The 25,853-nt window shown below is 58.9% G+C and carries 22 protein-coding genes and 1 pseudogene; 13 read left to right on the top strand and 10 right to left on the bottom strand.

The window, feature by feature from the left end; genetic code table 11:
• The first annotated feature begins 14 nt into the window (after nucleotides 1-14).
• Together DCC24_RS08040 and DCC24_RS08035 are read left to right on the top strand one after the other, a co-directional pair.
• Nucleotides 15-404, top strand: coding sequence for a YidH family protein (locus tag DCC24_RS08040; RefSeq protein ID WP_110099405.1), 390 nt, complete (start codon nucleotides 15-17; stop codon nucleotides 402-404).
• A gap of 4 nt (nucleotides 405-408) precedes the next feature.
• Entirely contained in the window at nucleotides 409-735 is a 327-nt protein-coding gene (locus DCC24_RS08035; RefSeq protein WP_110099450.1) for a DUF202 domain-containing protein, read from the top strand.
• Here the strand turns inward: DCC24_RS08035 and DCC24_RS08030 are convergent.
• On the bottom strand, nucleotides 732-1,271 hold the full coding sequence (locus tag DCC24_RS08030) for a pyridoxamine 5'-phosphate oxidase family protein (protein ID WP_233492031.1): 540 nt from the start codon (nucleotides 1,269-1,271) through the stop codon (nucleotides 732-734). The two genes, DCC24_RS08035 and DCC24_RS08030, sit on opposite strands and share 4 nt — an antisense overlap.
• A 72-nt stretch (nucleotides 1,272-1,343) precedes the next feature.
• Nucleotides 1,344-2,264, bottom strand: coding sequence for an inositol monophosphatase (locus DCC24_RS08025; protein WP_158524636.1), 921 nt, complete (start codon nucleotides 2,262-2,264; stop codon nucleotides 1,344-1,346).
• 98 nt (nucleotides 2,265-2,362) lie between these two features.
• Between DCC24_RS08025 and DCC24_RS08020 the strand changes: the two genes are divergently transcribed.
• Together DCC24_RS08020 and DCC24_RS08015 are read left to right on the top strand one after the other, a co-directional pair.
• A complete protein-coding gene (locus DCC24_RS08020; RefSeq protein ID WP_233492030.1) occupies nucleotides 2,363-3,652 on the top strand; it encodes an App1 family protein in 1,290 nt (429 codons plus the stop codon).
• Nucleotides 3,653-3,702: 50 nt separating this feature from the next.
• Entirely contained in the window at nucleotides 3,703-4,185 is a 483-nt protein-coding gene (locus DCC24_RS08015; RefSeq protein WP_110099403.1) for a thioesterase family protein, read from the top strand.
• 71 nt (nucleotides 4,186-4,256) lie between these two features.
• Here DCC24_RS08015 and gdhA read toward each other — a convergent pair whose 3' ends face one another.
• Nucleotides 4,257-5,597 (bottom strand): NADP-specific glutamate dehydrogenase, encoded by a 1,341-nt coding sequence (gdhA, locus tag DCC24_RS08010; protein WP_110099402.1) that lies wholly within the window; start codon nucleotides 5,595-5,597, stop codon nucleotides 4,257-4,259.
• A 249-nt stretch (nucleotides 5,598-5,846) separates the two neighbouring features.
• On the opposite strand from gdhA, the gene DCC24_RS08005 reads away from it, so the two are divergent.
• A complete protein-coding gene (locus DCC24_RS08005) occupies nucleotides 5,847-7,193 on the top strand; it encodes a DUF6350 family protein (protein ID WP_146206304.1) in 1,347 nt (448 codons plus the stop codon).
• A gap of 6 nt (nucleotides 7,194-7,199) precedes the next feature.
• Here the strand turns inward: DCC24_RS08005 and DCC24_RS08000 are convergent, their stop codons facing one another.
• A complete protein-coding gene (locus DCC24_RS08000; RefSeq protein WP_110099400.1) occupies nucleotides 7,200-7,604 on the bottom strand; it encodes a hypothetical protein in 405 nt (134 codons plus the stop codon).
• Nucleotides 7,605-7,764: 160 nt separating this feature from the next.
• Between DCC24_RS08000 and purN the strand changes: the two genes are divergently transcribed.
• The 4 genes from purN (at nucleotide 7,765) to DCC24_RS07980 (ending at nucleotide 14,311) form a co-directional block, all read left to right on the top strand.
• Entirely contained in the window at nucleotides 7,765-8,427 is a 663-nt protein-coding gene (gene purN, locus DCC24_RS07995; RefSeq protein ID WP_110099399.1) for a phosphoribosylglycinamide formyltransferase, read from the top strand.
• 65 nt (nucleotides 8,428-8,492) lie between these two features.
• The gene (gene purH, locus DCC24_RS07990; protein ID WP_110099398.1) at nucleotides 8,493-10,214 is read left to right on the top strand and encodes a bifunctional phosphoribosylaminoimidazolecarboxamide formyltransferase/IMP cyclohydrolase; all 1,722 of its coding nucleotides are present in this window, start codon (nucleotides 8,493-8,495) and stop codon (nucleotides 10,212-10,214) included.
• A gap of 325 nt (nucleotides 10,215-10,539) precedes the next feature.
• Entirely contained in the window at nucleotides 10,540-11,913 is a 1,374-nt protein-coding gene (gene mgtE / locus DCC24_RS07985) for a magnesium transporter (RefSeq protein ID WP_110099447.1), read from the top strand.
• Between the two features lie 172 nt (nucleotides 11,914-12,085).
• Nucleotides 12,086-14,311 (top strand): NADP-dependent isocitrate dehydrogenase, encoded by a 2,226-nt coding sequence (locus tag DCC24_RS07980; protein ID WP_110099446.1) that lies wholly within the window; start codon nucleotides 12,086-12,088, stop codon nucleotides 14,309-14,311.
• 99 nt (nucleotides 14,312-14,410) lie between these two features.
• Here the strand turns inward: DCC24_RS07980 and glsA are convergent, their stop codons facing one another.
• The 4 genes and pseudogenes from glsA to DCC24_RS07955 form a co-directional block, all read right to left on the bottom strand.
• Entirely contained in the window at nucleotides 14,411-16,357 is a 1,947-nt protein-coding gene (gene glsA / locus DCC24_RS07975) for a glutaminase A (protein WP_110099397.1), read from the bottom strand.
• Between the two features lie 97 nt (nucleotides 16,358-16,454).
• The gene (locus DCC24_RS07970) at nucleotides 16,455-17,447 is read right to left on the bottom strand and encodes an NAD(P)-dependent oxidoreductase (protein ID WP_110099396.1); all 993 of its coding nucleotides are present in this window, start codon (nucleotides 17,445-17,447) and stop codon (nucleotides 16,455-16,457) included.
• A 526-nt stretch (nucleotides 17,448-17,973) separates the two neighbouring features.
• Nucleotides 17,974-18,401: pseudogene (locus DCC24_RS07960) on the bottom strand (transposase); the annotation flags it as partial.
• 511 nt (nucleotides 18,402-18,912) lie between these two features.
• On the bottom strand, nucleotides 18,913-19,479 hold the full coding sequence (locus tag DCC24_RS07955) for a hypothetical protein (RefSeq protein ID WP_110099393.1): 567 nt from the start codon (nucleotides 19,477-19,479) through the stop codon (nucleotides 18,913-18,915).
• A 384-nt stretch (nucleotides 19,480-19,863) separates the two neighbouring features.
• Here DCC24_RS07955 and DCC24_RS07950 point away from each other — a divergent pair, with 384 nt between their 5' ends.
• The 4 genes from DCC24_RS07950 to DCC24_RS07935 all read left to right on the top strand — a co-directional run bounded on the left by DCC24_RS07950 (nucleotide 19,864) and on the right by DCC24_RS07935 (nucleotide 24,367).
• Nucleotides 19,864-21,165: an extracellular solute-binding protein gene (locus DCC24_RS07950; RefSeq protein ID WP_199446254.1), complete on the top strand. Its 1,302-nt coding sequence runs from the start codon at nucleotides 19,864-19,866 to the stop codon at nucleotides 21,163-21,165.
• Entirely contained in the window at nucleotides 21,162-22,145 is a 984-nt protein-coding gene (locus DCC24_RS07945) for a carbohydrate ABC transporter permease (protein WP_233242732.1), read from the top strand. Before DCC24_RS07950 ends, DCC24_RS07945 begins: the two co-directional genes overlap by 4 nt.
• Nucleotides 22,146-22,180: 35 nt before the next feature.
• Nucleotides 22,181-23,044 (top strand): carbohydrate ABC transporter permease, encoded by an 864-nt coding sequence (locus DCC24_RS07940; RefSeq protein ID WP_110099443.1) that lies wholly within the window; start codon nucleotides 22,181-22,183, stop codon nucleotides 23,042-23,044.
• 66 nt (nucleotides 23,045-23,110) lie between these two features.
• On the top strand, nucleotides 23,111-24,367 hold the full coding sequence (locus tag DCC24_RS07935; RefSeq protein WP_110099392.1) for an ABC transporter ATP-binding protein: 1,257 nt from the start codon (nucleotides 23,111-23,113) through the stop codon (nucleotides 24,365-24,367).
• Here the strand turns inward: DCC24_RS07935 and DCC24_RS07930 are convergent.
• Together DCC24_RS07930 and DCC24_RS07925 are read right to left on the bottom strand one after the other, a co-directional pair.
• The gene (locus tag DCC24_RS07930) at nucleotides 24,364-24,903 is read right to left on the bottom strand and encodes a gamma carbonic anhydrase family protein (RefSeq protein WP_110099391.1); all 540 of its coding nucleotides are present in this window, start codon (nucleotides 24,901-24,903) and stop codon (nucleotides 24,364-24,366) included. The two genes, DCC24_RS07935 and DCC24_RS07930, sit on opposite strands and share 4 nt — an antisense overlap.
• Nucleotides 24,904-24,947: 44 nt before the next feature.
• Nucleotides 24,948-25,826: a formyltetrahydrofolate deformylase gene (locus DCC24_RS07925; protein ID WP_110099390.1), complete on the bottom strand. Its 879-nt coding sequence runs from the start codon at nucleotides 25,824-25,826 to the stop codon at nucleotides 24,948-24,950.
• Nucleotides 25,827-25,853: the final 27 nt, after the last annotated feature.

Below are 25,853 nucleotides of genomic sequence, written 5' to 3'. Positions count from 1 at the left end.
GTACTGTGAGAGGTATGGGCACTGATCCACACGATTCATCGAAAGCGTCATCGTTGCGTACGAAACTCCTCGCCGAGGGGGAGGAACCAGATGCCCGCTTTTCATTGGCCAACGAACGCACCTTCTTAGCCTGGATCAGAACCGCGTTGGCACTGCTCGCAGCGGGGATCGGGATTGAAGCCTTTACCACGCACGTGTTTGAGACGCCAATTCGTCAGATCCTGGCCTCGATCCTGCTGGTATTGGGAGCCTTCATGGCCATTTCAGCGGCGATTCGGTGGGTGCGCGTCGAGCGGTCCATGCGCACCGGACGTCCGCTACCGTTGCCACTGTGGGGGCCACTGGTGGCTGTGGTCTGCGCAGTGACGGCGGTGCTGGTGATGCTCGCTGTGGTGACGGGGTAGTGTGATGGCCACCACTTACCGTCTCCACGAAGATCCTGCGTTACAACCGGAACGCACCATCCTGTCCTGGTCCCGCACCATACTGGTACTGTGTGTGGTCTCGAGCCTGTTTCTCCGCTGGTATCCCGACGTCGGGCTGATCTCTCTGGCCCCTGCGGTGGGATGCGTGGTGGCGGGGTTGGTCATCCAGCTAACCCAACGCCACCGTTACGCGCTCCAGTCGCGCGGAATCGTCCGTGGCCAGGTTGAAGCCAACCTCATCGCGGTGGGACTGATGACCGCTTTGGTGGTCGCGGTGGCCGGCTTGGGGCTGATGGCGTTGTGGCTCTAATTGGCTGAACCGTCGTGGCGAGACAACCGAGAGGTATCGGGGTGGCGGGGTGGCTCGGAGGTTTTCAGGTCCGGATCGTAGCGGAACCCACGGTCCTCGTCGCGCTCTGGTTGCCGGCCAAAAATGAAATGGCGACCGGATAATTCCTCGATTGAGATTGAGGCGAAGAAGTCTTTCAGTGTCGGAACCCAGGGAGCAATACCGAGTTGGCGCACGTGTTCAAGCTCCGCTGTATCGGTGACCATCCGCGCGACGCCACGAACCACCACCGACCAGGCCTGCTCGGGGAGAATCCCGTCGGTTTCAAAGGCCACATCGAGTCCGTGTTCGGCGGCTGCTAATTTACTCCCGGGTGCGGTGCGGAAATAGAGCAAGTCACCGTCGCGGACATAATTGATGGGGAAGATCTCGATCTTGGGACCATCGGCAAAGGCGAAACGACCGTGGCGAGTGTTGTCCAGCAACTTCCGGCACTGTTCTTCGGTCAGGGTCAGGACCGGTTCGTTTTCGGGGTGCTCAAACATCAGGTGGTTCATCTCACTATTGTCTCCCATTTAGGTCGTGAGGGGAATCGATGACGCGCCGAGGATCCGGTGATGCCCTGCTGATCATCGAGGTAGGTGCAGAATCCGCTCGAAGATCTCGCTGGCCGCAGCCGGGTCTCTGCCCGGTGCGAGCCCGAGGTAGCACGGCGCCCTGTGCGCCGGACCGGACTCGGCAGGGGAGAACCAGCCGGGCCGGTAATGGCCACCGGCACACTGCAGAATCAGCTGTGCGGCCGCGATATCCCAGGGTTTGGTGTCCACCCCGATGACAAGGTCAAAAACTCCTTGGGCGGCTAAACACAATTCGAGTGCTCCGGAGACCATTCGGCGTACGGTGGAAAACTGGCAGACCGCCTGTCCAAAAATCTCCAACGCGGTGTGAGGAGTCGGTGGGCTAGCCTGCAAGATTTCGGCTGCCGGAAACGAGGTCACCAGATTGTAGTCCTGGAGCCGTTGCGGGCACGGACGTCGGACGCGGAGTTTGGAGTCGTTCACCCAGGCGGTGCCTGACTCGATATCGGCAGAGAACTCGAGGCCCATCGCCGGGGCAACGACTACTCCGGCGAGCACCTGGTCGTCGATCACCGCCGCGATGGAGATGGAATAGGTGTCGAGACCGTGGGCCAGGTTTGAGGTCCCGTCAATCGGATCGATGAGCCACACCACGGCATGGTCTGGTCGGGGCTCCAGCGCCGAGGTTCCAGTTGGGGAGTGCTCACCGAATTCTTCGCCAAAGATTTGTGAGGTCGGTAACCGCTCGTGCAAAAACTCCCTGAGGTGGATCTCCACAGCACGATCGAGGTCGGTGACCACATCGTGGTGGTTGGTTTTATGGGTAGTTCCCCACCGAACTGTTCCATCGTTAACCTGATGTTTGTTTGGTGGGTCTAAAACTCTCGTGGCAGAGCGTGCAGCCGCGAGCGCCAGCTGGCGCAAGGCTGAGGGTCCAGAGATCGTTGTGCTATGACGGGATGCAGTGGCCACGGTGTGTATCCTAGCCAGTTTTACATCATCCAACGGTTCAGGCAACGGCCACGCCCGTGTGGTCACAGCAGCATTAATAATGGGGGATACTAGAGAGCATGGGAAAAATCTTTCGCCGCGCCGGACGTCAGAGGGCCACATCGACCACATCATCACGGCGGGACACCTCGGCGCTTGCTCAGCGGAAGTTGGTTCAGGGGCGAAACTCTATCCGTGCTGCCGCGCAACACGATCGTCAGGACCCGGTGCCAGAACGCTTGGTGACCTGGGCTTATTACCGGTACCAAGGCATGCGCAAGAAACAAGCTCTCGACCGCGGAGATGTGCCGACTCTGCTACCGTTCATCGGATACGGTTCCACCAGCTGGGTCCGAGTCTTTGCACGAGTGTTGCTCGCCCGTGAGGACGCCTTCGAAGCTGGGCACCGGTTGACTAAAGTCGTTCAAGATGGAGTCCGCGGGTGGCGTAACTTCGTCTCCCCACCGCTGCCGTATGCAGAAGTCCACGTCGATATCGACGGTGTCACCCACACGGTGCGTGCTGATCGTAGTGGCGTGGTGGACACAGTGCTACCGGCCGCGCTCGACGAGGGATGGCAGTCGATCACCCTTCATGTAGCTGACGGTGACTCCGCTAATGCCGATATTTTCGTGATCTCCGACCAGGCCCGCTCCGGAGTGATGTGCGACGTCGACGACACCGTGGTGGTCACCGCCCTACCACGTCCGTTGTTGGCAGCCTGGAACTCCTTCGTTCTCGACGAACACGCTAGAACGCCCACTCCGGGGATGTCGGTGCTACTCAACCGGATCGTCGAAGCCGAAGCGAAGTCCCCGGTGTTCTATGTCTCTACCGGGGCATGGAACGTCGCCCAAACTCTCACGCGGTTCTTAGCGCGTAACCTCTACCCGTTCGGCCCACTGTTACTGACTAGCTGGGGGCCCACCGAACACCGCTGGTTCCGCTCCGGTGTGGAACATAAGGTTACGGCGCTGCGCAGACTGGCCGAGGACTTCCCGCATATTACGTGGATTTTGATCGGTGACGATGGGCAGCACGATCCCGAAATCTATGCCGATTTCGCCCGAGACTATCCGCACCAGGTACGCGCGATTGCGATCCGTCAGCTGACGCCTTCTGAAGCGCTCTTGGCTGGCGGTCGGGCTGAAGAAACCCGTTACTCGACGCCGGGCATCCCGTGGGTATACGGCCCTGATGGGGCCACATTGGAATTGCAACTAGAGCGTTTAGGTATCCTGGATCCCCAGTCCGAAACTGCCTCGCCGTTGGCCTGGCCGGCATCCATTCAGCAAAATGAGTCCAAGGCTGTCGCTGAGCTACAACAAGACTATCCGCGATTTACCCAAGATATTCCACGGGAAGACTAATGAGCCAGTGGCGGGCTAGGTCAGCAGACACATTCGAGGAGGCCACCACTATGAGTCCGGTATCAACCAACAGCTTCCACGGTGTCAACACCACCGTGCAGATCCACCTGCGCTGGGGCGATATGGACGCCTATGGGCACGTCAATAACGTCCAAATCGTGCGTCTGATGGAAGAAGCCCGCGTGCTGGCTTTCGGAACTCCCTCGGGCACTGGAGCTCCCGAATCCGAAGACCAGCCGGAGGTGGCGGCCCCGATTGACTTGATTAGTTCCGTCCCCGAAGGCGTGCTGACCCTGATTTCCGAGCACACCGTAAGATATCGGCGACAACTGCCCTACCGGCGCCAACCGGTCCACGTCCGTCTGCAAATCACGAAGGTGAAGGCCGCCGCGATCGAGGTGGGCTATGAATTCATCGACCCGGTGACTGCCGAGGTGGCAGTGACCGCCAGCTCCACCATGGTCTTCGTTGATGCCGAGTCGGGACGACCAGTGCGGCTCAATGATGAACAGAAAGCGCGGTTGCACGGTTAGCGCGCCGGTGCCTCTGGGACGCCGAGACGGTGGTACCGGTCATGACCGGAGGGGGGGTGGGCTCGCCGAGTTTAAACAACACCTTGGGCCAGCATCGCGTCGGCGACCTTGGTGAAGCCGGCGATATTAGCGCCCATCACATAGTCACCGGGGACGCCGAAATCCTCGGCAGTAGCCACGCAACGATCGTGAATATCTGTCATGATCTGCTCGAGACGGTCGTGAGTGTAGCTGAAGCTCCAGCTGTCGCGCACCGCGTTCTGTTGCATTTCCAAAGCCGAAGTAGCCACACCGCCGGCATTGGCAGCCTTTCCCGGCCCGAACAATACTCCGGCTTCTTTGAAAGCTGCGGCGGCGTCGTGAGTACATGGCATATTCGCCCCCTCAGCCAGAGCCACCACGCCGTTTTTAATCAGGGTCTTGGCATTCTCTTCGGTTAGCTCATTCTGGGTAGCGCACGGTAGAGCGACGGTGACCGGAACATCCCACACCGAGCCAGAGGATTGATAGGTGGCCTTGCCACCGCGGCGGTCGGCGTAGTCTGAAATCCGGCCACGCTCAACTTCCTTGATCTGGCGCAACAGGTCCAGGTCAATGCCGTCAGGGTCATGAACGTAGCCGGAAGAATCCGAGGCAGTCACCACGGTGGCTCCCAACTGGGTGGCCTTCTGGATGGCGTAAATGGCCACGTTGCCCGAACCGGAAACCGCAACGGTTTGGCCATCCATGGACTGGTTCTTGGTGTGCAACATCGAATCGGTGAACATCACCGCGCCGTACCCGGTGGCCTCGGTACGGGCCAAGGAACCACCCCAGGAGATGCCCTTACCGGTCAGCGTGCCGGCCTCCCACTTATTGGTGATGCGCTTGTACTGGCCGAACAGATAGCCGATCTCACGGCCACCGACACCGATGTCTCCGGCAGGAACGTCGGTGTACTCACCGATGTGTCGGTACAGCTCGGTCATGAACGATTGGCAGAAGCGCATGATTTCATCTTCGCTTCGTCCGGCCGGATTGAAGTCAGATCCGCCCTTACCGCCGCCGATCGGCATACCGGTCAATGCGTTCTTGAAGATCTGCTCAAAGCCGAGGAATTTCACGATTCCTAGATACAGCGAGGGGTGGAAACGTAGACCGCCTTTATAAGGGCCGAGTGCGGAGTTGAATTCCACCCGGAAGCCACGGTTGATGTGGACGTTGCCTTCATCGTCGAGCCACGGCACCCGGAAAATAATCTGGCGCTCAGGCTCACACATCCGCTGCAAAATGGATTGTTCAGCGTATTCGGGATGGCGCTTCATGACCGGGGACAGCGTCTCGAAGATCTCGGTGACCGCCTGGTGGAATTCCGATTCGCCGGGATTGCGACGGAGAACTTCTTCGTGGACTTTCTCTAATGCTGCATCCATATCAGGCAACCTCTTTTATCTTTGGAGTCATAGATCATTCGGTGAGGCTGCCTCCGAAAGTAGGGTACGGCTGCACCCTCTCGGGGAGACAGCCGTTGTCTACCACGTATCACCATAACACCTTGAGGCGACAAAGGAAAATACCAGTTGCCATTATCTCGCAACATTTACCTTCAGCGGGTTCGGAAGTCTTTCGCTCCGAGACAGTAAATCCCCAGATCGAGCGTCGATAATGGCACCATAGGGAATGTGCCAGACAAAACTTCCCCCCAGCCTTCCCGCGGGATTCGTCCCCTGCCGATGCCGTTGTGGCTTCAAGGCGTGATCGAATCCTGTGCTGCAGCTCTGATGGGTATCGCCGGGCTTGCCGTGCTCCTGATTGGGATGTGGCTTTTTGGAGCCTGGGCCAATATGGACCTACTGGCGGTGGGACAGCTTGCTGGCGTGTTGTGGCTGGCCGGTCAAGGAACCCCGGTAGCACTGTCGGTTCCCCAACCTGGGACCGAAGAGATCATGTCGGGAACTTTGTGGTTCCTCCCGCTGGGCCTGACCGCGATCCTGCTGTATCTCACCACGCGCGTCGGGCACCGACTGGCTCGAGCCAGCGAGGCTCGCAAACTCTGGCAGGCACTGATCCCCGCGGTACTGGCCTACGGGCTGTTCGCTTTTGGGCTTTCCTCACTGATTTCTGTTGAGCGCATCCACGTTCCCCCGGCGGGCGTGCTGGCACCCCTTGGGATCTTTGGACTCGGTATTGTGCTCGGGGTGCGCCGACGCTACGGTAGCTGGCGTTTTCTGGGTACCGAGGCGATCGGCACCTGGATGAGTGCCCGTTCCCAGCAGGTGCGCTGGATGTTGAGCTTCCTGGCCTCGATGGTCAAAGCTGCCACCGTGGGAATCCTGGCCGCAGTGGCCAGCGCGGCAGTACTGACCGTCGTGCTCATCGGAGTGCAGTGGGCGCCGATTACCGAGGTCTATCAACGTTTAGGTACCGGAATATGGGGTGGCCTGGCGCTGACCCTGTTGCAGGCGGCGCTGTTACCGAACCTGGTGCTGTGGGTGTTGTCGTGGATGACCGGTATTGGATTCAGCTTGGGCACCGGCTCACTGATCGCCCCAGCCGGAACGATTCTGGGCCCTCAACCGGCGATACCGTTACTGGCTGCCATTCCACCGGAGTCTTCCTTGGCCGATACGTGGTGGGTGCTGTTGATCCCGGTGGCCTGCGGCATCGTCGCCGGTGTGTGGCTCTTCCGTGACGGGGAAAATCACGTAGAAGATTGGATCACTCAACGGGTTGGCCACCCCATCGTCGCGCCCGCGCTGGCCACCCTGACGACTGGGGTCATCTTGGCTGCGATCGTTGCGGTGGTCATGATGTTGGTATGGTGGCTGTCCTCAGGGTCCTGGGGTTTCGGCAAATTTGACGAGGTCGGCCCCACCGCATGGCTCAGCGGGTTGACCCTGGGCGGCGAAGTTGGGGTCGGGGCCATGCTGGGCTATGTGCTGGCTCCGCTGGTTGACGCTCCGCTGTACTCCAGTACGAAGGACCAGACCCAGCCAACGGTCACGTCAGGATCGGCTGACCCCGACTGAGTGCTACTACTCAGTCAGTCTGAGCTGATGGAGGACATCGGAGTATTGCTGATCGCACTCACTGACCGCAGTGTGGGTGATCGCCGAGTGCAAGCATTGTTCATAGTCCTGGGTGGGGGCCCACAAGATCATCTGCGCAACCGCAATGGCGGTAAACAGGACACAACCCAGTGCTCCGGCAGTGCCTGCTAACCAGGTCAGCATGGTGGTTTTGACCTGAGTGGCACCTCGGAATAACACGACCGCAACCACGACACCAGCAATCCCAAAGATCGGGGTGACGACTTTATACGGCAGAGGTAACGCCGACCCGGCGTAGGTGGCGATCAACGCGGCCAACAACCAGAGCACCAGCTGACTCAGCGATCCGGTGCGAGAACTGGTCGATGAGGCCGAGGTCTTATTCGACACGATCGTGGTGGTCCTCTATTCCGTCGTTGGGGTGATGTCCAGAACACCATCCTAGCCAGAGGTAGCCACTCTTTGCGTCGGGCCTCGCGTTAGAGTTAAGGCCGGTCATGATCGTCTGGCTCGCATCTAGCTCACCTCTGGCGGAAGGATCCCCCATACTATGCGCGTTGTTGTATTGCTATCTGGCTCCGGTTCCAACTTTCAAGCCGTGCTCGACGCGGTTCAGGCCGGGCGCCTGGCGATCGAGATCGTTGCGGTGGGGTCCGATACCGCCGAGGCCTACGGTCTGCATCGTGCAGATGCGGCCAAGTTGGAGACCTTCGTGGTGGACTGGGCCAATTATCACAACCGCACCGAGTGGACGAAGGCGCTACTGACTGTGGTGGATAGCTATGCACCCGACCTGGTTGTCTCTTCTGGTCTGATGCGGGTGGTCGGTGAAGAATTTGTCCGGGCCTACCACGGTCGATTTATCAACACTCATCCGGCGTTACTACCGAGCTTTCCCGGAGCCCACGCGGTCCGGGACGCTCTACAGGCCGGGGTCACCACCACCGGTGCCACCGTGCACCTGGTGGATGCCGGGGTGGACACCGGCCCGATCATTGCTCAGACTGAGGTCGAGGTCACCGCAGATGATGACCAGGACAGTCTGCACGAACGCATCAAAGTCGTCGAACGAGACATGCTGATTGACACCCTGGCCGCCGTGGCTGCGGGGCACACGGCGCTGGAACTGGCCGAACAATTTGCCCAGAAGCGACGGGGACGCGCCGGTGCGGACGCTACTGAGGCATCAAAAGAACACTCGAGTCCAGACTAGACTTGAACTGTGAATGGAGCGCTGGCCCGTTCACGCCCAATGTATTTTCGAGTGACCGCGAACCGATGGTAGGAGTAGCTGGCGTGGCAGAATCCACAGATAAAATCCCGTTCAAACGTGCACTGATTTCGGTTTACGACAAAACCGGTCTTCAGGATCTAGCTCGCGGTCTAGCTGATGCCGGTGTGCAGATTGTCTCGACCGGGTCGACTGCCAAAACCATTGCGTCCACTGGGGTGGATGTTACCGAGGTCGCAGATATTACCGGGTTCCCCGAAGTGCTTGACGGGCGGGTGAAAACTCTGCACCCGCGCATTCACGCCGGCATTCTGGCTGATCGCCGCCTGGAATCGCACCGGGCCCAGCTGGACGAACACCACATCGAACCTTTTGACCTGGTCATCGTCAACCTCTATCCCTTCGTCGAAACCGTTGCTTCTGGCGCGGGGGAAGACGACGTGATTGAAAAGATCGACATCGGTGGGCCCTCCATGGTTCGGGCGGCAGCGAAGAACCACCCCTCTATCGCGGTGGTCGTCGACCCGCGCTCCTATCAAGACGTTGTCACCGCAGCCCAGCAGGGTGGTTTCGACTTGGCCACTCGCAAGCGACTGGCCTCGTTGGCTTTTGCGCATACTGCCGCTTACGACAACGCGGTGGCGGCCTGGACTGCCGCGCAATTCGGTGAAGCTCCCGAGCAGGAATCCACCGTCAGCCAGCTTCCGCCCTACGTAGGGGTATCGCTGAGCCGTGCCGAATCGTTGCGCTATGGTGAAAATCCCCACCAGCCCGCTGCCCTGTATGTCGAGGATGGGGCCAGTACCGGTATCGCCCAAGCGCAGCTGCTGCATGGCAAGCCGATGAGCTACAACAACTATGTGGATGCCGACGCCGCGGTGCGCGCCGCGTTCGACTTCAGCGATCCGGCCGTGGCCATCATTAAGCACGCCAACCCCTGCGGTCTGGCCGTCGGGGATGCACATGCCACCGACCCGATCGCTGATGCTCACGCTAAAGCTCACGCCACGGACCCGGTTTCTGCTTTCGGGGGAGTGATCGCGGCGAACCGTGAGATCACCGCGACGTTCGCCACCCAGGTCAAGGACATTTTTACCGAAGTGATGGTGGCCCCCAGTTTCTCGGCCGAGGCGGTTGAGATCCTCTCGGCGAAGAAGAACCTGCGCCTGCTCGAATTGCCCGCAGGCTTTCACCGCGACTGCGTGGAGTATAAGCAGGTCTCCGGGGGCATGTTGTTACAGGTCGCCGACACCTTCCAGTCTCAGGGCGACAACCCTGCCGACTGGGAACTGGTTTCGGGCGAGCCCGCCGATGAAACCACCCTGGCAGATCTGGCTTTTGCTTGGAAAGCCGTGCGCGCGGCTAAATCCAACGCCATTTTGTTGGCCCATCAGCAGGCAGCCGTGGGTATCGGGATGGGCCAGGTTAACCGCCTGGACTCCTGCCGGTTAGCCATCGAACGTGCCAACACCCTCGGTATGGCAACCACCGGTGCTCAACAGACCGGCACCAACGATCAGGTGAGATCGGTCGGAGGCGCTAGCAACCCGACCTCGACCGAGCAGGCCCCGGTGCGCGCTCGCGGTTCGGTAGCAGCCTCGGATGCGTTCTTTCCCTTCCCCGACGGGCTCCAAATCCTCATCGATGCTGGGGTGCGTGCCGTGGTACAACCCGGTGGCTCCATCCGAGACGAGGACGTTATCGCCACAGCGCGCCAGGCGGGGATCACGATGTACCTGACCCATTCCCGACACTTCTACCACGGCTAAGCACGGCTGTAATCATTCAGGTGGTGCCAACTGACCGCAGGCTGGCAAAGTTTGAAGTTGGTCTCTGCGGTCGGCTAGTGTTAGTGACCGTTCAGCCAGCGCCTGAGCGACACAGCCTCATCACTCAGCTCTTTCAGATAATCCCGCGTAGCCACCGGCGTCTCCGGGGTCACCGTGACTCCTTCACGGTGTTGACCGACGTTGAGCTCAGGTGTTGCTGTGTCCCTACGGTGCCGGCGCGTTTGCAACGACTCCACCCTGGGCCGCACTCCCGGTCCGGACGGTGGCCGGTCGTGGCCTGATCTGGGGAACTGGAGGCGGGATCATGTCGAAACAGCAGACCACGATCTACGACGTGGAGGCACTGGAAGAGTCCATCCAAGACCACCTCAAAGAAGATCGGCTGGCTGAAGCCACCGTCGAGCTACGACGGTTACGCCCCTCTGATCTGGAGCGGTTCCTGGACCGGACCTCTCGCACGATGTTGCCGGTGGCCTTCCGCCTGCTGGATAAAGACGCGGCCGTGACCGTGTTTGAGACCATGGAACCGCAGTTGCAGTCGGATCTCATTGACGGGTTGCAAACCAGCCGGGTGCAGGAAATTTTCGGCGAACTGGAATCGACCTCCCAGGCTCGGCTACTCGATGAGGTGCCCGCCGAGGTCGCCCAACGGTTGCTGTCCGGACTCTCGGCTGCCGATCGTAATCAAGCCGGGCGCGTGCTCGGGTACCCCGAAGACGCGGTGGGTCGACGCCTGACCCCCATCACGGTCGAGCTCAGTGCCCACATGACTGCCACCGAAGCCCTGCAAGCCGTGCGAGCCGCTGACGTCGACGCCGACGATGAAAATGAGCTCGCCACCCTGCCGGTCGCCTCCTCCACGCACAAGGTCCTGGGCTTGGTCGACCTGACCCGCCTCGTGCGGGCTGAGCCGGATACCTTGGTCCGCGACATCATGCACGACACCGATACGGTCAATGCGACCGAAGAAGCCGAAGTGGCCGCGCGGATGGCCGTGCACCACCGAGTTCAAGCGGTGCCTGTGGTCGACGACGCCGAACGGCTCATCGGTATGCTGCTGGTTGATGATGCCCAGCGTATTCTGGAAGAAGAAGAGTCCGAAGATACCTATCGTTCCGGTGGTGCCGAACCCCTGGGCCAGCCGTATCTGACCACTTCGATCATGCAATTGGTCAAGTCCCGCATCGTCTGGCTGCTGGTGCTGGCGATCGGGGCAACACTGACCGTGCAGGTATTGCAGGTCTTTGAAGAGATGCTTGCGGTCATGGTGGTGCTGACCTTGTTCATTCCGTTGCTGACCGGTACCGGTGGAAATACCGGTAACCAGGCGGCCACCACCGTTACCCGTGCCATCGCCCTGGGCCAAGTGACGCCCCGAGACGTCTGGCGGGTCATCGGGCGGGAAGCACTGGTGGGTTGCACCCTGGGCGCCTGTTTAGGTGTCCTCGGGTTTGTGATTACCGGACTGATCTTCGGGTGGGATATTGGCACAGTGATCGGACTGACACTGCTGGCGATCTGCACGGTGGCTGCTACGGTGGGCTCGATGATGCCGCTCATCGCGTCCAAGATCGGTGTGGACCCGGCGGTGTTCTCCAACCCATTTATCTCCACGGTGGTGGACGCTCTGGGGCTGATCATCTACTTCATGGTCGCCCAGTCCGTTCTGGGGCTCTAAGCTCTGCGCCAGATCTGCCGGCAACTGCCTTTACCTATCGACCCATGACTCCGGTAGATTAAGAAAGAACCTGTGTTGGTCGACGGTGTTCGCACCGTTGGTCGGTGTGCTTTAGGGCGCACCCATGAGAAATCCGAGACGGATGAGCATCCACGAGGAGATTGGTACACCCATGTCCAAGATTATCTATACTCACACCGATGAGGCCCCCATGCTCGCCACAGCATCGCTGTTGCCGATCGTGAGGGCTTTTGCATCCACCGCCGGTGTTGAGCTGGAGACGCGCGATATCTCCCTGGCCGGACGTGTGCTGGCTGCTTTCAACGACGTCCTGCCCGAACAACAGCGCACCAATGATGCGTTGGGCGAACTGGGTGAATTGGTCAAAGAACCCGAAGCAAACGTCATCAAGCTTCCTAATATCTCCGCCTCCGTCCCGCAGCTGGTCGCCACCATCAAAGAACTGCAACAGGCCGGCTACGAGTTGCCGGACTACCCTGACGAGCCTGCCACCGAGGAACAGAAGGATGCTCGGGCCCGCTATGACTCGGTCAAAGGTTCGGCGGTTAACCCGGTGTTGCGCGAAGGAAATTCGGACCGTCGCGCCCCGCGGGCGGTCAAAAACTTCGCCAAGAAGCACCCGCATTCCATGGGGGAGTGGTCTGCGGACTCCCAGACCAACGTGGCCACCATGCACGACCATGACTTCGTCTCCAATGAGCAATCGGTGACCATGGATTCCGACGATGTGCTCACCATTCGGCATACCGACGCTGACGGCAATGTCACCATCCTGAAAGACGAGCTCAAAGTCCTCAAGGGCGAGATTGTGGATGCCACCTTCATGTCGGCCCGTGCCCTGGATGACTTTTTGGCAGAACAGGTTGCCAAAGCCAAAGAGCAGGGCGTGCTGTTCTCCGCTCACCTGAAAGCCACCATGATGAAGGTCTCCGACCCGGTGATCTTCTCCCACGTGGTTAAGGCCTACTTCCCGGAGTTGTTTGAAAAATATGGTGACCAGCTGGCCGCTGCCGGGCTATCGGCCACCAACGGGCTGGCCTCGATCGAAAACGGTCTGGACCAGCTGGACGACCAGACCGCTGAAGGCATCAAACAGGCGATTGCTGATGGCTACGCCAACGGCCCGGATTTGGCCATGGTCAATTCGCATAGGGGCATCACCAATCTCCACGTGCCCTCGGATGTGATCATTGATGCCTCCATGCCGGCGATGATTCGCACCGGCGGCCAGATGTGGAATAAGAACGACGAAACCCAGGACACCTTGGCTGTGATCCCGGATTCCTCCTATGCTGGCGTTTACCAGACCGTGATTGACGACTGCCGTGCCAACGGCGCCTACGATCCGACCACCATGGGCACCGTGCCCAATGTGGGGCTGATGGCACAGAAGGCTGAAGAGTACGGCTCTCACGACAAGACCTTTATCCAGGACACGCCCGGCATCGTGGAGATCATCAACTCGGACGGGGATGTATTAACAAGCCACCAGGTGGAAGCACATGACATCTGGCGGGCCTGCCAGACCAAGGACATCCCGGTGCGCAACTGGGTTAAGCTTGCAGTCACCCGCGCCCGGGCCTCGAAGACTCCGGCGGTCTTCTGGTTGGACGCTGAGCGCGCTCACGATGCACAGCTGATTGCCAAAGTCAAAGAGTACCTACCCGAAAATGACACCGACGGACTGGATTTGCGCATCCTGGCACCCGAAGAGGCCACGCGGTTCACCCTGGAGCGGATCCGTGCCGGTGAAGACACCATTTCGGTAACCGGTAACGTGCTACGCGACTACCTCACCGACCTGTTTCCCATCCTGGAGCTGGGCACCTCGGCGAAGATGCTCTCGATTGTTCCACTGATTAATGGTGGTGGGCTCTTCGAGACCGGTGCCGGCGGATCGGCTCCCAAGCACGTCCAACAGTTCGTGGAAGAAAACCACCTGCGCTGGGATTCACTGGGTGAATTCTTGGCCCTGGCCGTCTCCTTCGAACACCTGGCCCAGTCCTTCGACAACTCCCGCGCCCAGGTGCTCGGCGATACTCTGGATGCCGCCACCGGTACCTTCTTGGAAGAAGGGCGTTCCCCGTCCCGTCGAGCCGGGGAGATTGACAACCGTGGCTCCCACTTCTATCTGGCGCTGTACTGGGCTGAAGAACTGGCAGCCCAGACCGATGACCAGCCGCTGGCTGATGCCATGAAGGATGTCGCTTCCCAGCTACGGGCCAAAGAAGACCAGATTATGGAAGAACTCAATAGCGTCCAGGGTGAGCCGGTGGATATCGCCGGGTACTACTACCCCTCGGTGGAGAAGATTTCTGCTGCTATGCGTCCCTCCGAAACGCTCAACAGCATTATCTCCAGCCTCGACCAGCGCTAAAAAATTGACGACCCGGGTCAGAATCGGCCGGTTCCTGCTTTCAAAGCGGGCACCGGCCGATGGTGGGTCGGTGGCCTGGCGCCGAGTACGTTGCCGGCGCTAGTCAGCGAATTCCTCACGAGCGCCGGCCTCGCGGGCTGACTGTTCCAGTACCGTGTAGGCCTCACGTGTCAAAGCGGTCCACAGCTTGATCGCCAGGTTCGGATCGGTTTCTTCCACCGATGCGATCATCTGGGCGGTGAGCACCAAACACACCACATCGTCCACGGCACGAATCGTGGAGACCTGACGCCCGCTACGACCCAGGGCGATCTCCCCGAAAGTGGTACCGGGGGAGAGATAGGTCTGCCGATACCGAGCCCCACCGGAACCGTGGGAGGTGGTTTCTACCCGTCCGGAGCGGATGAAGTAGATGCCGCCGAAAGGCTGGCCGGCACGGCGGATAATCTCCCCGGCTTTGTATTTGCGCCGTTCCATGATCGCAGCCAGCACATCCACGTCGCGATCGTCGAGGAACTCGAATAACGGAGCTGATTCTGGTTCTTCGCTCGAAGCGGGCAGATTGTCCTGTGCGTACCGTTGCGCCAGTCGGTGTTCGGCCCATTCCAGCGCTGCCGCACGGTTCTCGAACAGGCGGAAAGTGCCCTGAACTTCGGCGTTCGAGGATGCGGACCGGGGGCCATCGGAGAGTACCAACTCGCCTTCCGAGGCAGCCTTGGCCTTCTCCCGTGGGTCTTCGACGTCCAGCCCCTCGGTGCTGTTGACGAAGTCCATAATATGATCCACCAGCCGGTCTTCGTGATCGATAATTGCCAGGTCTCGGTTATCTGCATTGAGCTTGGAAGCCAGGGAGGCCAAGACGCGTATCGCGGAACGACCGAACTCATCGATCCCGTTGAGATCGATCATGATGGTCGAGACGTCGTCGTCGAATTCCACGATGCTACGCTGCAACGCTTCGGTTTCGGCAAAGCCCAGGTCGCCAGAGATTTCCAAAATCTGGCATCGGTGGCCATAGGCTGAAACCGCCCGGGACAGATCGGTGGATCGGATGACACCTGAGAAAGCATCGGCCAGGGAGTAGTGGGCACGCAGGGTAGACCGGCCCAGTGGTGGGGCATCGGCGTAGTGCAGGCCCAGATCACTGGTGATCCGTGCAATGGCGGCGGCCCCGCGCACTGAGGTGCCGTGTTCGTCCAGTGGGGGAGAGAACACCCCGATGCCCAGCTGTCCGGGAAGCACCACCATGATGCCTCCATCAACCCCGGACTTTGCTGGCAGTCCCACGTCAATGGCCCAGTTACCGGCCGAATCGTACATACCGCACGTGTTCATGACCGACACCACCTGACGTACTGTTTCAGGCGTGAAGACCTGACGGCCGGTGACCGGGTTTTCACCGCGTCGTGCCAGGGTAGCGGCCATCATGGACAGCTCAGCACTGGTGAGTCCGACCGCACATTGCCGGAAATAGTCGTCCACGATGGGTTCGGGGTCTGATTCGATGATGTCGAAGGAACGTAGTAACCAGGCCAGTGCCCGGTTACGGTGGCCATGCTTATTCTCCGCCCGATAAATCTGCTCCATGATCTTCAGTTCCCGGTCGCATCCGGCTGAGGCTTCCTCGAACGCGTGCATGAGCCGTCCGATGCGATTACGACCACCGCGACCTTTAATCAGCCCGACGGTGGCGATCGCCCCGGCATTAATCATGGGATTATCTGGGCGTCCCGTCCCGGACTGCAGAGAGATTTCGTTGAACGAGTCCCCGGAGGGTTCCACATCAACCTTTTCCCCGACTTTCTGGGGGCCCAAATCGTCCAGGGCCAGCGCGTAGGCAAAGACCTTGGCGATGGACTGGATGGCGAAGCGCTGATCCACATCGCCGGCCGAGTACTGTTGGCCGTTGACCGTGGTCAGCGTGATGCTGAGGTGATCTGGATTTGGGTTGACCACTGAGTCAGTTACGGGATTGACCGCGCCATGGCGCATCGGACGCAAGTCGGTGACGAGCTGCTCCAAATAATCCTGCAGAGGAGAACGCATGATGAGCGACAGACTTCTTTCTCCCGCGCATCACGCGCGGGCCTCGTCGAGTAAATGGGCGAAGATGGGACCGAGGGGGGAGAGACGGTGAGAGAACTTAGTAACCCGCGTCGAGATCGACCCGCCCCTGCAGGTCGGCCTCAGCCAGGTCACGATGGCGTAGAGCTTCGATGAGATTGTGCTGGATCCGCTCGTCCAACAGCGGAATGCACATTTCTGCGGTATCGGCCGAGTGTGGGGTGATGATCACGTTGGGTGTTGACCACAGCGGGTGGCCATCGGGGAGTGGCTCCGGATCGGTGACATCCAGGCCGGCAGCCGAAATCTCCCCGGTTGTCAGGGCCTTGAGTAGATCGTCGGTGACGACCAGGCTCCCGCGCGCCACATTGACCAGCACCGCTGAGGGCTTCATGACAGCAAACTCTCGGGCCGAGAACATCCCGGCGGTTTGATCTGTGGCAGCAGCTGCCAGGACGACGACGTCAGCGTCGGTGATGGCCTCGTGCAGATGCTGTTGAGTCAAAGTCCGGTAGGCGCCTGGGACCTCGGCTTCGGTCCGGCGCACCACAGTGATCTTCGTATCCCAGGTGGAGAATAATCGCACGAGTTCTCGGCCGATGCCACCACCACCGATAATGGCGATATGGCAACCGTCCAAGGTGGTTCCTTTGGGCTGGCCCCAGCTAGTGGCACGAAGGCGTTCGGGCAGGTGGCGCAATAATGCCAAGGTTAGCGCCAAACCATGCTCGGCCACCGGTGGGGCGTAGCTACCGGCCGCCGAGGTGTAGGTGATCTCGGGAGCCTGACGAATCACCGGTAAAAGTGGCTCGATTCCGGCGAAGGGGAATTGGACCCAGCGAAGGTGCGGGTTCTGCTCCAGCGCGGTGCGTAATGTCGTCGGCGAAATGGTTTGGACAATGACCAGTAGCGTCGCGGTGCCCTCGGCCTGCTCGACTCGCGGGATGCCGTGCTCATGGGCCAACTGCTCGGTGACCCGGTGCGCCTGGTCGTACCGGGTACCGCGTCGGTCCTCGTCACTGGGCAAGATCAACAGGCGATCTGTCGTCTGCGCGCTACTGTGCTGTGTCATGATTCTATCGTTGCATATCAGGCTCCCTGATGTCAGGGACTCTGCGGCAAGCAGAGACCAGATTGCAGGTGTGGTGGCGAGCGCTGACCACGTAGTGGTGGAAGCCGAGGTGGGGATGACCAGAAAAAACTCACCCGCGAGTGTCGATGAGCCCGAGATCTGTATTAGAAGTCGGGACCCTATCCTTCTCTGGTAGAGCTCGGCGAGGTTGCCTTGGCCCACCGCGCCAACGAATCGGAAGCTTTGACTGAACTAATTGCGCTGGTCCGGAGCTTGGTTAAGAGTCACTCATGTATGTGCTGGTGTAATGTGGTGTTATTCTTTCGATTCATTCCTAAAAAGGAATTTAACTAAAAATCCGATCGCGATTGGCATGAGAAAATAGGCAGAGATAGAAAACGGTGTTAATGGGTCATTTGACAGTGCAATGGCTAATATATTTACAAGGCCTAGTAGTGCGCCGAATATAATGATCTTGGTAGTGCTCATGAGCGCATCCTAGCGAGATTGCATTTTGGGCTCATTGTTACTGAGGGTGCAGGTGGGGTCTGGATCGGCCGGCCTTGAGCAGGTTTCTGGTGATGTAGTTGGTTGGGTTCCGGAACCTGAGGGCTGAGCTACGGTGGTGTTCGAGTCGGGCGTTGATTGCTTCTGTGGGCCCGTTGCTACTGCCGGGGTGGTCGACGTAGGCGAGGATGTCTCCAACTCGTTGTTTCAGGGTGCCGGCGAGCTGACGAACCTCGCCTAACACGCTCGAGATACCACTGGTTAGAGAGTTGATGACGTGTTGCATGGTTTGTTTGCCTTTCTTTGGGTCCCGGTCCCGGTAGGCGGTAACCATCCACTGATAGAACGCTCTCTGGTGGCTTCAACCTCAACATGCTGGTCGTTATGGAATAGTTCGTCTAAGCGCGTCTGCTGACGTTCAGTGAGCAATCCCGCACCGGTGTGTAGGGGCACCCCCTCAAACACGAAGAGCCGCATTTTGCTATTCCACGGCTGTGACCGATCTGGTCACGCACATGGTTGTCAACTGGCAGATCAGGGGTACAGCTACCTTACGCGCAACACGTCGAGGTGTTCTGCAACCGGCTCGACGCCACTCGGTGCTAAAGTGCCAGACGCCCTGGCCCGATCCCTGTGTGACATTCGCAAATGTGGGACACCAAGCTATGTCTTCGAATTTGAAGACTCGCCCACACGCCAGTGTTATTCTGGGGGCCCCTTAGCTGAGTGTTTCTTAGATATAAATGTAGCTGCAAGTCCTATTGCTATTGGTGTTATTAGAAATATAGGGGCGGTAACTACCGAGAGCGTGTCATCGAAAATATACACTAGCAAAATACTTGCAAGGCCTGTCAATGTGCCAGATATAAAGGCCTGTAGGTAGTTCATGTTTGGCTCCAAGGTATCCAGTCATAACGCAATCAGGTAAAGGCGCACGGGTCATGACGCGATTCTTGGCTTAGCATTCAATTGCGGCGGCGATGCCGGACGTGATGGCTCCACCTAATGCTCCGAGTGCAGCGCCGGCTGCCCCGCCGCCTAGTCCCTGTAAGGCTCCGCCACCTAGCCCTACGAGAAGGCCAGGGAGGCCACATTCGACCTCATACGGCACAGCCACAATATCCGTTTCTGAATTACTCTCTGAGTGTAACGATGGGAGTGATACGGTTATATCTTGACCGTCGTCGCTGACTTCGTATGACACCTCGACTACTTCGTCGTAGGCAGGGACGGGGATTTTCGTATCTAGCTTTTCGACAAGTTCACCATTATCGGAGGTAACGATGACGGTTCCGTCTTCTTGAAGAGAGGCTTTGCCGTGCGACAATTCTAGATGGATATACTCCGAGCCCTCTTCGGTGCGTTCAAAAAATGCATTGTATTCGACTGTATTGCCTTCTCCTTGAGCTGTGGAGACAGCTGGAGGATTGTCTTGGTGATGATCAGTCTGCGCAATTGCCGCGGGGGAACCTGCAAGTAGGAAACACACAGCGAAGCCCGCAGACGCTAGTACTTTATTTTTCACGGCTAACCTCGCATTCTTTGATTGTATGGTTCACTAACTGACTGTATGACCTAAGTTACATCACGATGCGCCCCAATGTGAATAGCGGCGTATCTTTTTGTTAACAGGGTAACCTGATATGGTGGATATCACACTTTTGTGCGAGATGATTGGCCTGCTGGCTGGGTGGCACCGGCGTCCGCCCGAAGAGGTGGGGGAGATCAGCACAGAATGGTTTGAGCGGCGTATTATTCCCTGACAACAACCGAGTAGCGGTACCAGTTTGGTGTGAAATATTTCAAATTGCGCCATGGTGGGTCTAAGGTTAGGCCATAAACGCTCCTCATGATCGGGCAGAGTCACCTGGCGTGAGGACCACCGATATTGTGAAGCGAAGTGATTGTTGTGGCACATCAGTCCACCCGGCGCCACCGAGCGGGCACCCTCGCTTGCCTGGGTGCCGCCTTGTCTCTCGTGGTTTCCGGATGCGGTCCGCAAGACGAAACTCCGGTGCTGACCTGGTACACCAACCCCGATGACGGCGGACAGGCCGAACTGGCCCAACAGTGTACCGCCGAAGCTAACGGCGCCTACCGCATCGAAACCTCGATGCTACCGCGTGATGCCTCTTCGCAACGCGAGCAACTCACCCGACGGCTGGCCGCCGGCGACTCCACCATGGACATCATGAGTCTGGACCCGCCGTATCTGCCAGAGTTGTCCGAACCAGGGTTCTTGGCTCCGGTACCAGATGACGTGGCCGAGCGAACCACCCACGATACCCTCGACGGTGCGCTGGAAGGCGCGACGTGGAAAGACCAGCTCATGGGCGTCCCATTCTGGGCCAACACCCAGCTGCTGTGGTACCGCAAATCCGTGGTTGAAGAAGCCGGACTGGACATGGATGAACCGGTCACCTGGGATCAACTCATCGAGGTGGCTCGTGATCAGGACAAATTCCTAGCAGTCCACGGCGCACAAGCCGAGTCGATGACGGTCTGGGTCAACGCCATGATGGAATCCGGTGGTGAACAGATCGTGGAGAACCCTGAAGCTTCGGTGGAAGATACGGAAATTGGTCTGGACTCTGAGGCAGGTCGCAAGGCTGCCGAGATCGTCGGCACGATCGGGTCCGAAGGCCTGGGGAGCCCTGGGCTACCAACCCAAGCCGAGAACGAAGCCATGTTGGTCTTTCAGCAAGACCGTGGCTCCTTTATGGTCAACTGGCCGTTTATCTGGCCGGCCACCCAGTCTGCAGTGGAAGAAGGCCAGTTCGACGAGTCCTTACTCGACGATATTGGTTGGACCACATACCCGCGCACCTTCGCTGATCAGCAAGCCGCCCCACCCACCGGAGGCATCAACCTCGGTGTAGGTGCCGAATCAGAACACCAGGAGTTGGCTTGGGACGCCATTGAGTGCATCGTGAGTCCCGAGAACCAAGCCGAATACTTCATCAGCAACGGCAACCCGCCGGCCTCGGCGTCGGCTTATGACTACCCGGGCATCGATGAACAGTACCCGATGAAAGACGCCATCCGGGATTCTCTGGACATCGCAGCCCCACGTCCACAGACCCCGTACTACAACGAGGTCTCGACCGCCATCCAGCAAGAATTCACACCACCGTCTGAGGTGAGCGAAGAGACCGCGGGACGTACCGGGAACTTCATCACCGAAGTACTTCGAGGCGAGGCGTTATTGTGAGCTCAGCTACTCCTACTCAACAAACCCCAGAACCCGGCCGGCCGACGACAAACGCGCCGGCACCAGGGAAACAGAAACGGTCCCAACGCTCAAAATCCGAAGCCCGTCTCGGGTGGTATTTGGCCGGACCGGCTTTCTTCATCATGGTGCTGGTGATCTTCTACCCGTTGCTCCAAGCGGTGTGGGACTCGCTGTTCTCCTACCGTCTGACCGCACCCGATGACCGTGCCTTCGTCGGATTGGGTAACTATGCCACAGTGCTTACCGATGCGGTGTTCTGGCGGGACCTAGGAGTCACCGTACTGATCACGGTGGTGACGGTGTTGGTGGAGTTGGTATTGGGCTTCGCGCTCGCACTGGTGATGCATAAGGCCATACGCGGGACCCGTGGTTTCGTCCGCACCGTGATTCTGATTCCTTATGGGCTGGTTACCGTAGTGTCGGCCTACGCCTGGTACTACATGTTCTCCTCCGACTCGGGATACATGAACTCGTGGCTGGACTTTCTGCCTGGAGTCGATGAAAACCTGAACTGGTTTGCCCAGGCCGGTACCGCACTCACAGTGATCATGTTGTCCGAAATCTGGAAAACCACGCCGTTCATATCGCTGTTGCTCTTGGCCGGGCTTGCCCAGGTGCCTCAGGAACTGGAGGAAGCTGCTGCGGTTGACGGCGCAAATTGGTTCCAGCGACTCTGGCGCGTCATCATCCCCAATATGAAGGCTTCCATCATGGTGGCCGTGCTGTTCCGCGCGCTGGATGCCTTCCGCATCTTCGACGCGGTCTTCATCATGACGCAGGGCGCCTACGGCACCGAGGTGCTCAGTCTGTTGGCTTATCGCACGTCGATCGGACGACTCGAAATTGGTTTGGGATCTGCTGTCTCGGTACTGCTGTTCTTGGCAGTCGCACTGATTGCCTTGGTCTCTATTAAGATCTTCAAAGTCGATCTGACCGGTCAAGGAGGATCCAAGAAATGAGCACCACGGTTCGCAGCACTGGTGAGGCTACCTCCATGGAGGCCACCGCGGAGAAAGCCAAACGTCGCGGTTTATGGATCAAGGTCGGTTGGATCGTGCTGGTTGGATTTGTCACCCTATGGTGCCTGTTCCCGGTCGCCTCGATCTTGGCCACCAGCTTTAAGACCCCGGCGGATTTGTCCAACCGCAATTTCCTGCCCACCAACTTATCCCTGGTCAACTACGAAGAAATCATCGTGGGTGACTCCCGTGAGCTCTTCCTCTCCGCCTTGTGGAACTCCATCGGCATTTCGGTGATCGCCACCGCGATCGCCGTCGTGTTAGCCACTATCGCCGCCTATGCCATCGCGCGACTGGAATTTCCCGGCAAAAGGATTGTGCTCGGGGTGTCCCTGATGGTCTCGATGTTCCCGGTGATCTCTTTGGTCACACCACTATTCAATATGTGGCGGACCGTCGGTCTCTACGACACTTGGCTCGGGTTGATTATTCCCTACCTGTCGCTGACGCTGCCGATCTCAATCTGGACACTTGCGGCGTTCTTTCAGCAGATCCCCTGGGAGCTGGAAAAAGCCGCCCAGGTCGATGGCGCCACCCCATTCCAGGCCTTCCGCAAAGTCATTGTGCCGTTGGCTGCCCCCGGAGTGTTCACCACCGCGATCATCGCGTTCTTTATCGCCTGGAACGATTTCGTCTACGGCATGTCCTTGACCTCCACCGAATCTGCTCGTACCGTACCGGCGGCGCTCGCCTTCTTCTCGGGCGCCTCGCAGTTCGAGGACCCCACCGGTGCGATCTCCGCCGCGGCGATAGTGGTCACCATTCCGATCATTATTATCGTGGTGCTCTTCCAACGCCAGATTGTCTCGGGCCTGACCAGCGGTGCGGTGAAGGGCTAGTCCAGCGCCGGCCCCGGCGGTAGCATGACAGAACATCCAACCAATAGATAGGACACCAGCAGGATCATGGCATCGATTACTCTGGACCAGATAGTCAAACACTACGACGACGGATTCCCCGCCATTAAAGGCGTCTCTTTGGAGATCTCGGACGGAGAATTCGTGATCCTTGTCGGTCCATCCGGTTGCGGCAAGTCGACCTTGTTGCGCATGATCGTGGGATTGGAAGACATCACCGCCGGCGACCTGTACATCGACGGTCAGCGCGTCAATGAAGATGCGCCCAAAGACCGCAACCTGGCCATGGTGTTCCAGAATTATGCGCTCTATCCGCATCTGAGCGTCTTCGAGAATATTGCTTTCCCCCTTCGTCTGGCTAAAGCCAGCGATGCTGAGGTGACCGAAAAAGTCACGGAGGCCGCTAAACTTTTGGAGCTTACCGAACATTTGGAGCGCAAGCCCGCCAACCTCTCCGGCGGTCAGCGTCAGCGCGTGGCCATGGGGCGCGCTATCGTCCGGGATGCCGACGCGTTCCTGTTTGACGAGCCACTGTCAAACCTCGATGCCAAGTTGCGTGGTCAGATGCGGGCTGAAATCTCTCAGCTCCAGCGGCGTCTCGGAGTGACTTCGGTCTACGTCACTCACGACCAGACCGAAGCGATGACCCTGGGCGATCGGGTCGCGGTGTTGAAAAAAGGTGAACTTCAGCAGGTGGGCTCACCCCGTGAGCTCTATGAACAACCGCTGAACCTCTTCGTAGCCGGATTCATCGGTTCCCCGTCCATGAACTTCTTACCTGCCACGCTGAAAGATACAGAGGATGGTCCGGTGCTGTCCTCGCCGGTGGCCGATATCCCGGCAACCGAACGACTGCGCCAGGCAGCATCTGGTCGCGATATCGTCTTGGTGGGCCTGCGACCTGAATTCTTCGAAGACGCCAGCCTGGTTGATGAACGCAAACTCGACAACGGTTCGGTGTTCTCCGCCGATATCAGCCACGTGGAGTGGCTGGGCTCAGAACAGTATGGATACATTCCTTTCGAACAAGATCCGCGCGTGGCTGGACACCTTGACCAGCTGGCCAGCGAGCTGGATGCTGATGAGCTGCGTCCCCAGATCGTGGCCACGCTGTCTTCTGAGTCGCTGGTCCGCCCCGGGCAGAGCAAGAAATTGTGGCTCGATTCCTCCCGGATCCACATCTTCGACCCGGAAACCGGGGAAAACCTGACACGTGACGCTGAACGTGGGCGGGAGCTGACGCGACTTAAGGCCGAAGAACGGGCTCGCGAAATGGAGCTCGCCCGCTCTGAGCAACCGCACTAACGGTCAAGGTGGCTTTGGTTTTCGGGAGCGTCTTGATGTTGGGCGGCCAACTTCACGTAGATCTCCCAATTGCGTTGTAGCTGGGCCACTTCTTCGTCGCTCAGCTCCCGGCGCACCTTGGCCGGAACACCAGCGACAAGTGACCGGGGCGGAATAACGGTGCCCTCAGTCACCAGGGCACCGGCAGCAATCAACGACTGCTCACCAATCACCGAACCATTCATCACGGTCGCTGACATCCCGATCAAACATTCGGTCTCAACGGTGGCCCCGTGGATCACCGCGGAGTGTCCTACCGAAACGTTGTCGGCAATGGTGCACGGAAAACCCGCGTCGGCGTGCAAGACGACGTTATCTTGGAGGTTGGTATTGCGCCCCACACGGATCGGTGCCGTATCTCCACGAACGGAGACGCCGTAGAAGGCCGAAGAGTTCTCCTCCATCGCTACATCTCCGCTGAGAGTCGCGGTCGGAGCCAAGAAAACGGTGGAATCAATTCTCGGGCGTGCGCCCGCAATCGTCACAATGTGTGCCATAACACCATCTTAACGGGTGGGCCGGCGGTTGTCTGCCGGCGGGACTACTCGAAAATCACCGTGCGACGTCCATCCAACAGCACTCGGTGTTCAGCGTGCCATTGGACAGCTTGCGCTAACGTGGCCCCCTCCACAGAGCGACCGCGGTCGACAAAATCGCCTGCGGTGAGTCCGTGGTTAACCCGGTGGACGCGTTGTTCAATGATCGGGCCTTCATCCAGGTCCGCGGTCACGTAGTGTGCGGTGGCACCAATCAGCTTCACACCCCGAGCGTGGGCCTGGTGATAAGGCTTGGCACCCTTGAAGGAGGGTAAGAAGGAGTGGTGAATGTTGATTGCCTTGCCTTCGAGCTTCTGCACCAGCTCATCGGAGAGAATCTGCATGTACCGTGCTAGCACCACCAGTTCCACGTTGTATTCGTTGACCAGTTGCATCAGGCGGGCTTCGGCATCGGCCTTGTTGTCGGTACCGTCGGCGTTTTTCACCAGCGGGATATGTACGAAGGGGATGTCGTAGAAGTATGCCATCGGCTGCAGGTCGAGGTGATTGGACACGATGACCGGAACATCAATAGGCAAGGTCCCGGCACGCTGCTGGAAGAGTAGCTCGTTCAGTGTTCGGCCGTCTTTGGAGCACATGATGATGGTCTTGGTCCGTCCGTTGGCGTCCCAGACATTCAGGTCCATAGCAAAATCCTCGCGGACCTGGTCGAAGATCGGGTCAGCTTCGTCCCGGCTGTAGGGGGATGTGAAGGTCACCCGCATAAAAAAGGTCCCCGTGTCTGGTGAGCCGAATTGCTGTGATTCGGTGATGTCACCTTCTAACTTGAGCAAACAACCGGTGATCGCATGCACGATTCCGGGTTGATTGGCACATGACAGGGTCACGACCAGACGGTGCTCAGCGGCGGTATCGGCGGGCATTCAAATCCTTATCATCGTCAGATGCAC

The organism is Auritidibacter sp. NML100628, from assembly GCF_003185985.1.
Lineage (GTDB): Bacteria > Actinomycetota > Actinomycetes > Actinomycetales > Micrococcaceae > Auritidibacter > Auritidibacter ignavus.
This window is presented reverse-complemented; position numbering and strand designations above follow the sequence as displayed.

Coding starts and splice junctions, on each gene's coding strand:
- glsA (WP_110099397.1), bottom strand. CDS start 16,357: ATGCGTTCTCCTCTGCAGGATTATTTGGAGCAGCTCGTCACCGACTTG.
- purN (WP_110099399.1), top strand. CDS start 7,765: ATGCGCGTTGTTGTATTGCTATCTGGCTCCGGTTCCAACTTTCAAGCC.
- DCC24_RS08030 (WP_233492031.1), bottom strand. CDS start 1,271: ATGAACCACCTGATGTTTGAGCACCCCGAAAACGAACCGGTCCTGACC.
- DCC24_RS08015 (WP_110099403.1), top strand. CDS start 3,703: ATGAGTCCGGTATCAACCAACAGCTTCCACGGTGTCAACACCACCGTG.
- mgtE (WP_110099447.1), top strand. CDS start 10,540: ATGTCGAAACAGCAGACCACGATCTACGACGTGGAGGCACTGGAAGAG.
- purH (WP_110099398.1), top strand. CDS start 8,493: ATGGTAGGAGTAGCTGGCGTGGCAGAATCCACAGATAAAATCCCGTTC.
- DCC24_RS07980 (WP_110099446.1), top strand. CDS start 12,086: ATGTCCAAGATTATCTATACTCACACCGATGAGGCCCCCATGCTCGCC.
- DCC24_RS07925 (WP_110099390.1), bottom strand. CDS start 25,826: ATGCCCGCCGATACCGCCGCTGAGCACCGTCTGGTCGTGACCCTGTCA.
- DCC24_RS07930 (WP_110099391.1), bottom strand. CDS start 24,903: ATGGCACACATTGTGACGATTGCGGGCGCACGCCCGAGAATTGATTCC.
- DCC24_RS08040 (WP_110099405.1), top strand. CDS start 15: ATGGGCACTGATCCACACGATTCATCGAAAGCGTCATCGTTGCGTACG.
- gdhA (WP_110099402.1), bottom strand. CDS start 5,597: ATGGATGCAGCATTAGAGAAAGTCCACGAAGAAGTTCTCCGTCGCAAT.
- DCC24_RS07970 (WP_110099396.1), bottom strand. CDS start 17,447: ATGACACAGCACAGTAGCGCGCAGACGACAGATCGCCTGTTGATCTTG.
- DCC24_RS07940 (WP_110099443.1), top strand. CDS start 22,181: ATGGAGGCCACCGCGGAGAAAGCCAAACGTCGCGGTTTATGGATCAAG.
- DCC24_RS08020 (WP_233492030.1), top strand. CDS start 2,363: ATGGGAAAAATCTTTCGCCGCGCCGGACGTCAGAGGGCCACATCGACC.
- DCC24_RS07935 (WP_110099392.1), top strand. CDS start 23,111: ATGGCATCGATTACTCTGGACCAGATAGTCAAACACTACGACGACGGA.
- DCC24_RS08035 (WP_110099450.1), top strand. CDS start 409: ATGGCCACCACTTACCGTCTCCACGAAGATCCTGCGTTACAACCGGAA.